Origin of the sequence: uncultured Mucilaginibacter sp. (genome assembly GCF_903893715.1) — a bacterium.
GTDB lineage: Bacteria > Bacteroidota > Bacteroidia > Sphingobacteriales > Sphingobacteriaceae > Mucilaginibacter.
Genome location: NZ_CAITNG010000073.1, coordinates 34,254 through 46,582 on the forward strand (window position 1 = coordinate 34,254; position 12,329 = coordinate 46,582).

A 12,329-nucleotide genomic window follows, 5' to 3' on the forward strand; every position below is an offset into this window, starting at 1 on the left:
CAAATTAAACATGCACCGGGTGCACAAAAGTTTTTGATTTGATGGTGGTTCCGGCACCCATCAGCGTGGCGGCTACCGAACAATATTTGTTCATGGATAACTCAACGGCGCGTTCGGCTTTGTCTTTATCTACATCGCCATAAATATGAAACTCTACTTCAATATCTTTCCATAATGATGGTTCTTTACCTTGCTCGCGCTCACCACGGACAACCATTTTATAGTCTTTTACTTCCTGGCGTTGCTTTTTCAGGATACTGATGACGTCGATACCGCTACAGCCGCCAAGGCCCATCAACAACATTTGCATCGGGCGAACGCCAAAATCCCAACCACCGTTAGCGGGGTTGCTGTCCATACGGACGATGTGCCCGTTCTCATCCTTCGCTTCAAAGCCGTAATCGCCTTTTTTGCGCTCCAATTCAATGGTAACCATATTATATTTGTTATTAAGCCGCGAAGTTATGCATTTATTCGGGGTATTTAAACAGGGTTTTGTAGGGGGAATGTAATATGGTTTATTGGTGAGTGGTGAGCGGAGAGTTGTGAGTGGTTATTTTTTTGCCACCAAGGCACGGAGGTACTAAGCCGATCGCTTTTTTTGTCTTGATTCCTGTCCCGATAGCTATCGGGACTTGATTCTTGACTCATTGTTCCCGATTGTTTTTTCAATATCGGGCAACCTTCATACAATTGCGCCCGTATACATCCTTGTAGAGTTTGTTCAAAATTAGTTAAGGTTTATCCCCTTACCATAGTGCGTGGTAAGGGGATTTTTTATGCTAAGATTATTTGCTCCAGGTGGTGCTCCATATGTTTCACATAATCATTCGCCAGCCATTCGACTGTACGCAGCGATACTTCGGTTTTGCCGGTATCGCAGGTGTTTTGGAGTTGTTGCACGGGGTAGTTGAGCAGTACGCGGGCTATTTGTTTATTGAGCAGGCGCCAAAGGGTAAGCAGGTCTTCGGCTTTGGCTTCGTTGTAGCGCTGTGTGGCTACCCATTCGTCTTGCGCGTAAACCAGTTTAAAGTTTTGCTCGTAGGTGCAGCGCACAAAGCGTTGCAGGTTGATTTGGGCGCTATCAATCAAATGGCCTAATATTTCTTTTTTTCGACCAGCCTTGGGGCGATGGTTTTGCTTCCCAATCGATATCGTTGGTGATGAGGATTATCAGAAAGTTCTGGATGATCTGATCGATATCGAGAATAGGCTTTTGCATTGTAGTTATTTTTATTTCCAATTTGTAATTGATGGCGTTGCAAACGCTGGGCCCTGTAAAGCGCTCGTTGCAAACGAGCGCAAGAATCCATACTAAGCCTTCGTCTTATATTGCTTTAGAGCGGCAGCTAACTCATCAGGTTTTTGTGTGCCGAAGATGAGTTTATCGCCGGTTTTGAGGGTGATATGCAGCCCTGTATTGCCTTTGATGTTGTGCATGGTGCCATCACCTGTGTAACGCACGCCCCAGCCCGGAAAATCAAACTTCTTCACTTCGGCAGTGGCGATATCCGCCCACGCAAATTTGGTGAGGCTGGTTTTAAATGGCCCCCAGCGGTAAAATACACCTTCGGTGTTGATTACTGTAACCAATTTTGTGCTGTAAAACAGTACGACTATCACTATCAAAAACAAGGTCAGGCCGATGAGAGCGCCGTCCGGCACCGATTTATGGGTAGACGCAGCGCCGGAAAACACCTGCCTGTAATCGCCATAGAGCATCAACCCGATCAATGCCAGCAAAAAGGCATAAATAAAATTGATCCCGCCCGAGCGGAATTGTTGCGTTTCGGTAAATTGGGGGTCGCTCATTTATGTGGTTAAGATTGCGGGGACAAGGTAAAGAAAATGAACTCATCATGCATAGAATACCAATTCTATTTAATGGTATCTGTCGGGTACGTAAATACAATTTCCATTTGTTTGGGATTAGTAATCCTCATTTCAGGATTGCCTTTGTTGTTATAAACAATACCGGTTATGCATAATTCCTTATTTACAAATGCGACTTCGGGAACGATTTTAAATTTTTTCCTGTCTTTTTCACTAATAACAATTGTTAACCATTGGTCAGGATACTTATCTCCAAAATATAAAAAAGTAGTCCCCGAAGTGTCAACTTTCCCACCGCTGAAAGAAACACATTCTGTAATTTTTTTTCCTGATTGAGCAAGCAAGTCGGTAATTGCACCTTTTCTCTGCCATTCCTTACTGGGAGGCAATAGAACCACACTAATTACATGGTGCTTTCTAACTAAAGTGTCGTTTGTTAATTTATTTGTGTCAGACGCACGCCTCACTTGTGCCAAACTAACACAATTGAGAGACGCCGTAAAAAAAATAAATGAAATTAAACGTTTCATAATTGACAACTAAAATATTCCTTTTTAATAATCTGCTACTGTCACCAAATCCTGCCACTACACCCTATCCTTCAACCTGATCACCAACTTCAACCCGCTCCAAACCTCATCAACAGCGCAAACTTTTACATCAACCAAGCCATTTTCCAACGCGTGGTTGCGGATGAAGTCTTCGGTAATATCGGTGGGTATTTTGGAGGCTTTTTTGGGCCATGATACCCAGATGCTGCCGTTTTGTACCATTTGGGGTTTAAGCTTTAGGAGTTGCACGGTATATTCGGCTTTATCATTTACGAAGAAATGGATGACATCCTTCAGTTCAGCCAGGTTTTGTGTAAAAATGGTGTCGGGCGGCAGGTCGGTAAAGAGGTTGAGGTAATGCTCGGGGGCGTTGACGAGCATTACTTTAAAACCGGGTTTTATGCCGAGCTTTTTTGCCAACGGAGTTCCTGAATATCCTGCGGTTTGTGCCATCGTTTTTTCAATTCGCGTTGCAAACGCTAACCCATGTTAAGCGCTCGTTGCAAAACGAGCGCAAGCAATTGTTTTTTAAATATCGCAATAAAAATACACAACAAAAAGAGCTTTCGGCTTTGCGCTTTCGGCTTTCGGCTCAAAAAACGTATACTTGTTCAACAAAAAACCTTATGGCATTAAATTATATCTGGGTCGCATTTTTTATCGTCGCGTTTGTTATCGCGCTCATCAAGCTGGTATTTTTTGGCGATACGGATTCGTTCAGGGTATTAAACGAGGCCTTGTTTTCGGCCAGTAAAGGTTCGGTAATGGATATCGCCCTGCCGCTCATCGGTACCATGGCTTTTTGGCTGGGGATAATGAAGATAGGTGAAAAGGCGGGGGCTATTAATTTCCTGTCGCGCATTGTAGGGCCGTTCTTCCACCGCCTGTTTCCCGAAGTACCGAAAGACCATCCCGCCACGGGCAATATGATGATGAATTTTTCGGCAAACATGCTGGGGCTGGACAATGCCGCCACCCCGCTTGGCTTGAAGGCAATGGGCAGTTTGCAGGAACTGAACCCGAACAAGGACACCGCATCGAACGCGCAAATCATGTTTTTGGTGCTGCATACCTCGGGGCTTACCATTTTGCCCATCAGCATCATCGCGCAGCGTGCCATTTTGAACGCTCATGACCCGACGGATGTGTTCATCCCCTGCATCATCGCCACTTATGTGGCTACCATCGTGGGCATGTTGGGCGTGGCCATTAAACAAAAAATCAACTTGTGGGATAGGGTCATCATCAGTTGGCTATTGGGATTGACCACTTTTATAGCAGGAATCGTATTTTACTTCCACTTTTTTTTAAACCACGACCAAATCAGCAAAATATCGACCGTGGCGAGCAACCTGTTGATATTTTTTATCCCGGTGGTGTTTATCGTAGGCGGGCTGATAAAAAAAGTAAATATATTTGAGGCCTTTATAGAAGGCGCCATTGGCGGTTTCGAAACTATTGTTAAAATCATCCCCTATTTAGTGGCCATGTTGGTTGGCATCGCGGTTTTCCGTGCGTCGGGTGCAATGGGCTACCTGATTGACGGGCTGCGCTGGTTTTTTAGCCTTTTTGGAACCGACACCCGTTTTGTAGACAGTTTACCCGTTGCGGTGTTGAAACCATTGAGCGGTTCGGGCGCCAAAGGGATGATGATAGACAACATGAAAACCTTTGGTGTGGATAGTTTTGTTGGCCGGATGGGTTGTATTTTTAACGGCTCGGCCGATACCACGTTTTATATCGTGGCGTTATACTTCGGCTCGGTGGGTATCAAAAATTCGCGCTACGCTATACCGGCAGGCCTGCTTGCCGACCTGGCAGGTGTAATTGCCGCCATATTTGTAGGATATTTGTTTTTTGGATAATAAAAAAATTAAAAGCGATGAGAGCATTATCATTTACGCTGCTATTTATAATTACGGGTTTATTTTGCCTGCAGGCTCAAAACAACCAAAATACGGTAAGGCTAACGCCCGAAGCGCTATGGCGCATGGGCAGGTTGGGCAGCGCGATAATTACGCCCGATGGGCAAAACGTAATTTACAGCGTTACCACGTATAATATCGGCGCCAATAACAGTCAGCCGAATTTGTTTATTGTACCGATAAGCGGCGGAGCTTCAACGCAGATCACTAACGAACCGGGCAGCAAAGCTGTGTTGAAAATTGACGATAAAGGCCGCATGACCTATTGGTACGACGGCCGTATTTGGCAAATGAATACCGATGGCAGCAATCTGGCCATGCTGACGGTTAACCAACAGGATAACTTTGACAATGTGCGCATATCGCCCGACGGCAAAAAAATAATGTACACCCGCGATGTACAAGTGCAAAAAGTAATGGGCAAAGACCGCTACCCGGATATGCAAAAAACGAGTGCCTATATCATTACCGACCTGAACTACCGCCATTGGGATACGTATAATACCGGCGCCTATTCTCACATATTTGTGGCCGATTATGATGCCGGCGGCAAAATAAGCAACGAAAAAGACATTATGCACGGCGAAGCCTTTGATGTGCCGCAAAAGCCATCGGGCGGTTTGGAGGATTTAATATTTAGTCCGGATAGCAAACGCGTATTGTACGTGTGCAAAAAGAAAAGTGGTAAAGATTATGCTCAAAGCACCAATACCGATATTTACCAGTACGATATAGCTACCGACGAAACCCGCGACCTTACCCAGAGCAACCCGGGCTATGATACACAGCCTGTATTTAGCAATGACGGTACCAAACTGGCCTGGCTGAGCATGCGCGAAGATGGTAATGAAGCCGATAAGAACGACCTGGTTATCCGCGATATAAAGGGCGGGGGACCGCGCATTAATCTGACGGCGCTTTGGGATGAATCGGTGTCATCGTTCACGTTCAGCAAGGATGATTCGAAACTCTACTTTTTGGCCGACCATGACGGTACCGACCAATTGTTCAGCATCGATCTGAAGGGGAACACCACCGGCGACCCTGTAGCCATTAAGCAGGTTACCAAAGGCCAGTGGGATGTAACCGGCATTAGCGGGCAGGTTGGCAACACCATGATTGTTAGTCGTACCGACATGAACCACGCCGCCGAACTGTATACCGTTGACCTAACCACCGGCAGCATGAAACAGCTGAGCGACATTAACAACCCGATAAACAACCGCTTGGCGCAAGCTAAAGTTGAAGAACGCCATACCAAAACTACGGACGGTTTGGACATGCTATCGTGGGTGATATACCCACCCGATTTTGACAAGACCAAAAAATACCCTGTGCTGCTGTACTGCCAGGGCGGCCCGCAATCGGGATTGACACAGTTTTACTCGTTCCGTTGGAATTTTCAACTGATGGCGGCAAACGGGTATATCGTCATCGCGCCAAACCGCCGCGGCATGCCGGGGCATGGTGTGGCCTGGAACAAAGAGATAAGCGGCGATTGGGGCGGGCAGGCCATGCAGGATTACCTGAGCGCCATTGACGACATCAGCAATGAGCCTTATGTGGACAAAGAACGTTTAGGCTGTGTTGGCGCCAGCTATGGTGGCTACTCGGTATTTATGTTAGCCGGTATGCATAACGGCAGGTTTAAAACCTTTATAGCCCACGATGGTATTTTTGACCTGAAAAGCTGGTACGGTACCACCGAAGAAATGTGGTTTGCCAATAGGGATATTGGCGGCAACTATTGGGATAATATGAATTTTAAGGCGCTCAAATCGTACAACAAATTCGACCCAAGTAAGTTTGTTGCTAAATGGAACACACCAATGCTGATTATACAAGGCGGCCGCGATTACCGTGTGCCGGTTGGGCAGGGAATGGAAGCGTTTCAGGCGGCGCAGTTGAGGGGCATCAAATCGAAACTGCTGTACCTGCCCGATGAGAACCATTGGGTGCTTAAACCACAGAACGGTATTGTTTGGCAAAGGGAGTTTTTTGAGTGGCTGAAGGAAACGCTTTGATTTCGGATTTCGGAGGTTCGATTGCGGATTTACTCTAAGTGTACTTGCAAAACCCGCAAATTTTCACGATATTGTATATCCTGAAACGTTTAGCCCTGATTGGGTAAGCGGCTCGGGTGTTCTTTGAAAATTATCTTACTTTTTCCCTCTTAGGCAATGATTGAATGATTGATTTTTGAATGATTGAATGAGAAAGAAAGTGGAAATATTTCTTACACCCCCCCCCCTTTTTGAGTGACAGTGGCAGTTTAAAGCAGCAGGGTTAAAGAAGCTATTAAATATTCCTACTTATTCCCCCCCTGCCTTGTTGAGTGGCAGTGGCAGTGTTGAGTAGTAGGGTTAAAGAAGCTATTAAATATTCCTACTTATTCCCCCCTGCCTGGCGAGAGGGATGGAAAACTTTTTTAAAATACCCATATCTACCCCCCCTCGTGCTGAAAGGTTTGGATAGAAAGTGCAGATGAAAACAAGTTTGCATGGCAATTGTTAATCGAAGTAAAACCAAGTCGAATGAAAACCGACCCAAAGGATAAGAAGACAGAAGATGAACGGGAGGATGATAACCAACCTGAGCGCCCGGTTTATGAGGATACCAAGGATACCCTCGACGATGATGAAAGCGAGATGGACGATGAGGACTATTTTGAAAAATGAGGTTTCGGCAATAATATTAAAAGGCGCTGACACACCTGCCCGCTTTTTATTCAGTCGGATGTGTACTTTTACATTATGAACCAGGTACCTCAACTCCAAGCCAGCGCCGACGCCGATACCAAGCGCGAACATTATCAAACTACCATCCACTCGGCCGGACATGCTTTAATTGCTGATGAACCGGCAAGTCATAACGGAACAGATTTGGGTATGAGCCCCTCGAGCCTGTTGCTTGCAAGTTTAGGTAGCTGCACTGCCATCACACTGCGCATGTACGTCGATCGAAAAATGTGGGCAGTTGAGGAAATTGCAGTACATCTCGACCTGTATAAAACCGAGTCAGGGACACTGATAGAAAGAAAGATCAGCTTTACAGGTGATATTACCGAAGAACAGCATACACGGTTGCTGCAAATTGCCAACTCCTGCCCTATCCATAAGCTGTTAACGGGGCATATCGAGGTAAAAACTACGTAAAAACACATTTTACATCTTCCATTTTACATCTTCTGTCCATATAAGTGTACAAATAACATTTTAAAATACAACACTGATTGCCAATTAAATAAGGGCAAACACCGGATTGGTTTGGTATTATTCCAAAAATCGTTTTAGTTTCATATAAAAATAAATTCCAAAGTGTTAGTTTTACACTTAGTAAAAGCATAGTTTTAAACCCGCATTAATAAAGCTAATTATATGATCATTATTGCAGATGGCGGTTCGACCAAAACCAACTGGTGCTTAGTCACCGATGAAGGAAAGAAAGTACTGTTCAATACCGAAGGTTACAATCCTTATTTTTCGAGTACGGATTATATCATCCGATCGTTAAAAGACCAATTGCCCAACGATTTGGACATCGAACATATTAGTGAGGTAAACTATTACGGTGCGGGCTGCTCGGTACCCGACCGTCAGAAAATAGTTGAAGAGGCCATGAAAGTGGTATTCAAAAACGCGCGTATTAACATAGGTCACGACTTGTTGGCTGCTGCGAGGGCTGTTTTAGGCATCAATGAGGGTTTTGCCGCCATTTTGGGAACAGGTACCAATACCTGCATATACGATGGCAAAAACATTGTACTGAACATCGATTCGCTGGCCTATATTTTGGGCGACGAAGGTAGCGGCTGTTATATAGGCAAAAAGCTATTGGGCGATTACGTGCGCGGCTACATGCCCGAAGCGGTAAGGGCCGAATTTTGGGAAACCTTTAAATTAACGCCTGATGACGTAATAGAAAACGTTTATACCAAACCCTTGCCAAACCGCTTTTGCGCCAGTTTTAGCAAGTTTGTGTACGACAATACGGTGAACATTGAGTACAGCCATAATCTGGTAAAAAGCTCTTTCGATGACTTTTTCCGCAACCTGGTATGCCACTATCCCAATTATCAGAAATACACGTTCAATTGCATTGGTTCGGTGGGCTACAGTTTCCGCAACGTGCTCGAAGAAGTGGTTTTAGAGAACGGCATGGCGATGGGCAATATCATTCGGTCGCCGATAGATAATTTGGTAAAATACCATTTGGAACTGGCACCGGGGAAATAAAGCCTTAAATAGCGTTCATATCGTTCTGGAATATCTTGTTGTACTTCCGACGGTCGAACTTGTAGAGTTTGGCAGCACGGTATGATACGCCCTTTTGCTTTTCGTCCAGTTCTTTCAAAAAGCCATAACTCAGCATTTTTTTGCGGAAATTACGTTTGTCGAGCTTTTTGTTGAGGATGGCTTCATAAAGCAATTGCAACTGGGTTAGGGTAAACTTTTCGGGCAATAGTTCGAACGCGATGGGTTGGTAACTTAACCTGCGCCTCAGCTTTTGTATACTGGTTTCAAATATCTTGATGTGGTCGAACGCCAATTTAGGCAAATCATTAATGGCATGCCACGAAGCGTTTTTGGCAAATCCGGTCATAGGCTTAACTTCCTTTTTACCGTTAATGCGGATAAGTGCAAAATAAGCTACAGTAATTACACGGCCTTGCGGGTGGCGGTCCACTTCGCCAAAGGTATGGAACTGTTCCATATGCAGCTCGCGCAGACCGGTCAATTCGTCAAGTATCCGCCCCGCGGCATCTTCAATACCTTCGTCGTTGTTAACGAGGTTACCGGGCAGCGCCCACCAATCTTTAAAAGGCTCCTGGTTACGCTCAATTAATAACACTTTCAGTTCTCCGGCTTCAAATCCGAAGATAACGCAGTCAATAGAAAATGTTGAATCGAATTTAGGTAAGCTTGTTTCCAAATGAATGAATTTCTAATTAAAAAATAAATATAGCCTGTTTTCGGTTTAAAAAAAATAAAAAATAAATTAAGATAGTGTAAAATTTACACATTATCTTTGTATACCGTAATAAGCCACAAAAAGCATGTCAAATATCCGGAAAATAGCAGTATTAACATCGGGTGGAGATGCGCCGGGAATGAACCCCTGCATCCGCGCCATAGTGCGTACCGCTATTTTTAACAAAAAGGAAGTTGTGGGCATCAGGCAAGGTTACCAGGGCCTTATTGACAATAACATGTTCGATATGCACACCCGATCAGTAAGTAATATACTGGCGTTGGGCGGTACCATTTTAAAGACGGCACGTTGTATGCCCTTTAAGACCGACGAGGGGCAAGACATAGCCTACCGCAACCTAAAAGAAAGGGAAGTTGACGCATTAGTAGTGATTGGCGGCGATGGCACATTTACCGGTGCCCTGCGGTTTTCGAAGAGGTTCCCTGACATAGCAGTAATTGGTGTACCCGGAACAATTGATAACGACCTTTATGGAAGCGATTATACCTTGGGTTTTGATACGGCCTGTAATACCGTTATTGAAGCTATTGATAAAATAAGGGATACCGCAGATTCTCACGACCGCTTGTTTTTTATCGAAGTAATGGGTCGCGATTCAGGTTGTATCGCTTTGCGTACCGGTATTGCAGGCGGCGCCGAAGCGATTATGCTGCCCGAAACCGAAACGGCCTTGGACGACCTGATCAGCGATTTGGAAAATTCGCCTAATAAATCGTCGAGCATTGTTATCGTTGCCGAGGGCGACCATCATGGCGGCGCTTACGATATCGCTAAAATAGTTAAAGACCGTATCAAGTCATATCATACTAAAGTTACTATATTAGGCCACTTGCAACGTGGTGGCAGCCCAAGTAGTTTCGATCGTATTTTAGGCAGTCGCATGGGTTATGCTGCAGTAAATGCATTGTTACGAGGCGAAACGCAGAAAATGGTTGGATTACGGGGAAACCATATCGAGTTGACCAGTCTTGAAGAAGCCTTGACCAATCATGAGTTCAAACTGGAAGATGACCTCATCGAAATGATAAAAATATTATCCATATAGATCAATGATCGCAGTTGTGTACAGTGGTTCAAATTATGCCGAATGGCGCTTAGCTGTAAGGGATAAAACCATTGCAACTTTTAAAACTCAGGGTATCAACCCGTACTTTAACGACGAGAAGTTCATTCTGCAGCTGCTCAACAAAAATATTAACCTCATACACCATGCCGAAGAGATAAAGAAGATTTATTTCTTTACTGCTGGCGCCTCATCGCCCGAGAGGGTGGCTACCGTGACAAACGCTTTGGCAACTTTTTTTAAGAATGCCAAAATATTGGTGGAACATGATATATTAGCGGCCGCAATTGCAAGTTGTAAAGAGCGCAAAGGTATCATTTGCATTTTGGGCAGCGGGTCGAACGCCGCATATTATGATGGCAGGAAGATAAAAAAGAATAATTTTGGCCTCGGTTATATTTTGGCAGATGAAGGCTCGGCAAATTGGCTGGGGCGGATGTTGCTAAAAAACTATATGTACGATACCCTGCCCGATAAATTGATAAACAAGTTTGAAAAACGATACGAATACGACAGAAAAAATATTTTAGAAAAAGTATACCGTAACCCGCACCCCGCATTGTTTTTGAGTTCGTTTACAGATTTTTTTGCCGACAACCGCGATGATGAATATGTAACGGAAATGGTAAAAACGGGCTTTAAAAAGTTTTTAAGTGCTTATGTACTGAGCCTGAAAAAAGAAGAACCCGATACACCTGTATATTTTGTAGGCTCGGTAGCAGCAGCCTTTCAGGATGAGTTGAGGCAAACGGCCGCGGGAATGGACATTAGCATTGCAAATATTATAAAAGAACCTATCAATAATTTATTAAACTACTATTCAAATAAAAATTAAAAACATCATGAAAATAGGAATTAACGGATTTGGCCGTATTGGTCGTTTAGCTTTCAGGGCCGCTATTGAAAGGCCTGATATTGAAGTTGTTGGCATTAATGACCTTGTTGAGCCGGATTACATGGCATACATGTTGAAATACGATTCGACCCACGGTAAGTTTAAAGGCACAATCGCTGTTGAAGGCGGCCACCTGGTTGTTAACGGTAAAACCATCCGCGTTACTGCAGAAAAAGACCCGGCAAATCTAAAATGGAGCGAAGTTGGTGCAGAAGTAATTATCGAATCGACTGGTTTATTCTTGTCGAAAGACACTGCTCAAAAGCACATTGACGCAGGCGCTAAAAAAGTAGTATTGAGCGCTCCTGCTAAGGACGACACTCCTACTTTTGTAATGGGCGTTAACCATAAATTGTTGAAGGCTACCGATACCATCGTTTCGAACGCATCATGTACCACCAACTGCCTTGCCCCTATCGCTAAAGTATTGAACGATAGCTTTGGCATTGAAGAAGGTTTAATGAGCACGATACACGCAGTAACAGCTACGCAAAAAACAGTTGATGGCCCATCACATAAAGACTGGAGAGGTGGCCGTGGCGCTTACCAAAACATCATCCCATCATCTACAGGTGCTGCAAAGGCGGTTACTTTGGTAATCCCTGAGTTAAAAGGAAAATTAACAGGTATGTCGTTCCGCGTTCCCGTTGCCGACGTTTCGGTAGTTGATTTAACCGTACGTTTGAAAAAAGCCGCTACTTATGAGCAAATCAAAGCAGCTATGAAAGCCGCATCGGAAGGTGAATTGAAAGGCATTTTAGGCTATACCGAAGATGAAGTGGTATCGGAAGATTTTAAAGGCGATCCACGCACTTCAATATTTGATGCTAAAGCCGGTATCGCGCTGAATGATAACTTCGTTAAAGTTGTATCATGGTACGATAACGAATGGGGCTATTCCAATAAACTGATCGATATGGTTCAGGAAGTTGGTAAGTTCTGATTAGTTAACTATCCACATAAAAAAAGCCGTTCAAATAAACTTGAACGGCTTTTTAGTTATACCCGCTTTAACACTACCGCACCCAACGGTGGTAAAGTTAAAACAACCGAGTTCTTTTTCCATTGCC

General features: G+C 44.4%; 15 protein-coding genes. 8 read left to right on the plus strand and 7 right to left on the minus strand.

The features are described from left to right. Window positions 1-4: 4 nt before the first annotated feature. The 6 genes from QZX97_RS08995 to QZX97_RS09020 form a co-directional block, all read right to left on the minus strand. Window positions 5-436, minus strand: a complete 432-nt coding sequence (locus tag QZX97_RS08995) for an OsmC family protein (protein WP_295664580.1) — start codon at window positions 434-436, stop codon at window positions 5-7. A 341-nt stretch (window positions 437-777) separates the two neighbouring features. Further along, window positions 778-1,092, minus strand: coding sequence for a hypothetical protein (locus QZX97_RS09000; RefSeq protein WP_295648301.1), 315 nt, complete (start codon window positions 1,090-1,092; stop codon window positions 778-780). Further along, entirely contained in the window at window positions 1,085-1,222 is a 138-nt protein-coding gene (locus QZX97_RS09005) for a hypothetical protein (protein ID WP_295648298.1), read from the minus strand. The genes QZX97_RS09000 and QZX97_RS09005 overlap by 8 nt, the downstream gene beginning before the upstream one ends. Before the next feature lie 92 nt (window positions 1,223-1,314). After that, window positions 1,315-1,812, minus strand: a complete 498-nt coding sequence (locus tag QZX97_RS09010) for a DUF6141 family protein (protein WP_295648296.1) — start codon at window positions 1,810-1,812, stop codon at window positions 1,315-1,317. 65 nt (window positions 1,813-1,877) lie between these two features. Beyond that, window positions 1,878-2,363 (minus strand): hypothetical protein, encoded by a 486-nt coding sequence (locus QZX97_RS09015; RefSeq protein WP_295648295.1) that lies wholly within the window; start codon window positions 2,361-2,363, stop codon window positions 1,878-1,880. Between the two features lie 57 nt (window positions 2,364-2,420). Next, window positions 2,421-2,837 carry a DUF3052 family protein gene (locus QZX97_RS09020; protein WP_295648292.1) on the minus strand — a complete coding sequence of 139 codons (417 nt, stop codon included), beginning with the start codon at window positions 2,835-2,837 and terminating at the stop codon, window positions 2,421-2,423. 173 nt (window positions 2,838-3,010) lie between these two features. Here QZX97_RS09020 and QZX97_RS09025 point away from each other — a divergent pair, with 173 nt between their 5' ends. From QZX97_RS09025 to QZX97_RS09045, 5 genes are all read left to right on the plus strand, one after another. Continuing rightward, the gene (locus tag QZX97_RS09025; RefSeq protein ID WP_295648290.1) at window positions 3,011-4,249 is read left to right on the plus strand and encodes a nucleoside recognition domain-containing protein; all 1,239 of its coding nucleotides are present in this window, start codon (window positions 3,011-3,013) and stop codon (window positions 4,247-4,249) included. Window positions 4,250-4,266: 17 nt separating this feature from the next. Next, window positions 4,267-6,333, plus strand: a complete 2,067-nt coding sequence (locus QZX97_RS09030) for a S9 family peptidase (RefSeq protein ID WP_295664581.1) — start codon at window positions 4,267-4,269, stop codon at window positions 6,331-6,333. A gap of 510 nt (window positions 6,334-6,843) precedes the next feature. Beyond that, entirely contained in the window at window positions 6,844-6,987 is a 144-nt protein-coding gene (locus tag QZX97_RS09035; protein ID WP_295664582.1) for a hypothetical protein, read from the plus strand. Between the two features lie 75 nt (window positions 6,988-7,062). Further along, window positions 7,063-7,464 (plus strand): OsmC family protein, encoded by a 402-nt coding sequence (locus QZX97_RS09040; protein WP_295648283.1) that lies wholly within the window; start codon window positions 7,063-7,065, stop codon window positions 7,462-7,464. Between the two features lie 222 nt (window positions 7,465-7,686). Further along, window positions 7,687-8,544 (plus strand): N-acetylglucosamine kinase, encoded by an 858-nt coding sequence (locus tag QZX97_RS09045; RefSeq protein ID WP_295648281.1) that lies wholly within the window; start codon window positions 7,687-7,689, stop codon window positions 8,542-8,544. A 4-nt stretch (window positions 8,545-8,548) separates the two neighbouring features. On the opposite strand, the gene QZX97_RS09050 is transcribed toward QZX97_RS09045, so the two are convergent. Beyond that, on the minus strand, window positions 8,549-9,241 hold the full coding sequence (locus QZX97_RS09050; protein ID WP_295664583.1) for an NUDIX domain-containing protein: 693 nt from the start codon (window positions 9,239-9,241) through the stop codon (window positions 8,549-8,551). Window positions 9,242-9,365: 124 nt separating this feature from the next. On the opposite strand from QZX97_RS09050, the gene pfkA reads away from it, so the two are divergent. Genes pfkA through gap form a run of 3 tightly spaced genes read left to right on the plus strand, consistent with a single transcriptional unit; the run spans window position 9,366 to window position 12,202 of the window. Continuing rightward, on the plus strand, window positions 9,366-10,346 hold the full coding sequence (pfkA, locus tag QZX97_RS09055) for a 6-phosphofructokinase (protein WP_295648277.1): 981 nt from the start codon (window positions 9,366-9,368) through the stop codon (window positions 10,344-10,346). A 4-nt stretch (window positions 10,347-10,350) separates the two neighbouring features. After that, window positions 10,351-11,199 carry a hypothetical protein gene (locus tag QZX97_RS09060; protein WP_295648276.1) on the plus strand — a complete coding sequence of 283 codons (849 nt, stop codon included), beginning with the start codon at window positions 10,351-10,353 and terminating at the stop codon, window positions 11,197-11,199. 7 nt (window positions 11,200-11,206) lie between these two features. Further along, window positions 11,207-12,202 carry a type I glyceraldehyde-3-phosphate dehydrogenase gene (gap, locus tag QZX97_RS09065; RefSeq protein WP_295648274.1) on the plus strand — a complete coding sequence of 332 codons (996 nt, stop codon included), beginning with the start codon at window positions 11,207-11,209 and terminating at the stop codon, window positions 12,200-12,202. The last annotated feature ends 127 nt before the right edge of the window (window positions 12,203-12,329 follow it).

What these genes read in the sequence shown, in the direction of transcription:
- QZX97_RS08995 (WP_295664580.1), bottom strand. Translation starts at nt 436, where the DNA reads ATGGTTACCATTGAATTGGAGCGCAAAAAAGGCGATTACGGCTTTGAA.
- QZX97_RS09005 (WP_295648298.1), bottom strand. Translation starts at nt 1,222, where the DNA reads ATGCAAAAGCCTATTCTCGATATCGATCAGATCATCCAGAACTTTCTG.
- QZX97_RS09010 (WP_295648296.1), bottom strand. Translation starts at nt 1,812, where the DNA reads ATGAGCGACCCCCAATTTACCGAAACGCAACAATTCCGCTCGGGCGGG.
- QZX97_RS09015 (WP_295648295.1), bottom strand. Translation starts at nt 2,363, where the DNA reads ATGAAACGTTTAATTTCATTTATTTTTTTTACGGCGTCTCTCAATTGT.
- QZX97_RS09020 (WP_295648292.1), bottom strand. Translation starts at nt 2,837, where the DNA reads ATGGCACAAACCGCAGGATATTCAGGAACTCCGTTGGCAAAAAAGCTC.
- QZX97_RS09025 (WP_295648290.1), top strand. Translation starts at nt 3,011, where the DNA reads ATGGCATTAAATTATATCTGGGTCGCATTTTTTATCGTCGCGTTTGTT.
- QZX97_RS09030 (WP_295664581.1), top strand. Translation starts at nt 4,267, where the DNA reads ATGAGAGCATTATCATTTACGCTGCTATTTATAATTACGGGTTTATTT.
- QZX97_RS09035 (WP_295664582.1), top strand. Translation starts at nt 6,844, where the DNA reads ATGAAAACCGACCCAAAGGATAAGAAGACAGAAGATGAACGGGAGGAT.
- QZX97_RS09040 (WP_295648283.1), top strand. Translation starts at nt 7,063, where the DNA reads ATGAACCAGGTACCTCAACTCCAAGCCAGCGCCGACGCCGATACCAAG.
- QZX97_RS09045 (WP_295648281.1), top strand. Translation starts at nt 7,687, where the DNA reads ATGATCATTATTGCAGATGGCGGTTCGACCAAAACCAACTGGTGCTTA.
- pfkA (WP_295648277.1), top strand. Translation starts at nt 9,366, where the DNA reads ATGTCAAATATCCGGAAAATAGCAGTATTAACATCGGGTGGAGATGCG.
- QZX97_RS09060 (WP_295648276.1), top strand. Translation starts at nt 10,351, where the DNA reads ATGATCGCAGTTGTGTACAGTGGTTCAAATTATGCCGAATGGCGCTTA.
- gap (WP_295648274.1), top strand. Translation starts at nt 11,207, where the DNA reads ATGAAAATAGGAATTAACGGATTTGGCCGTATTGGTCGTTTAGCTTTC.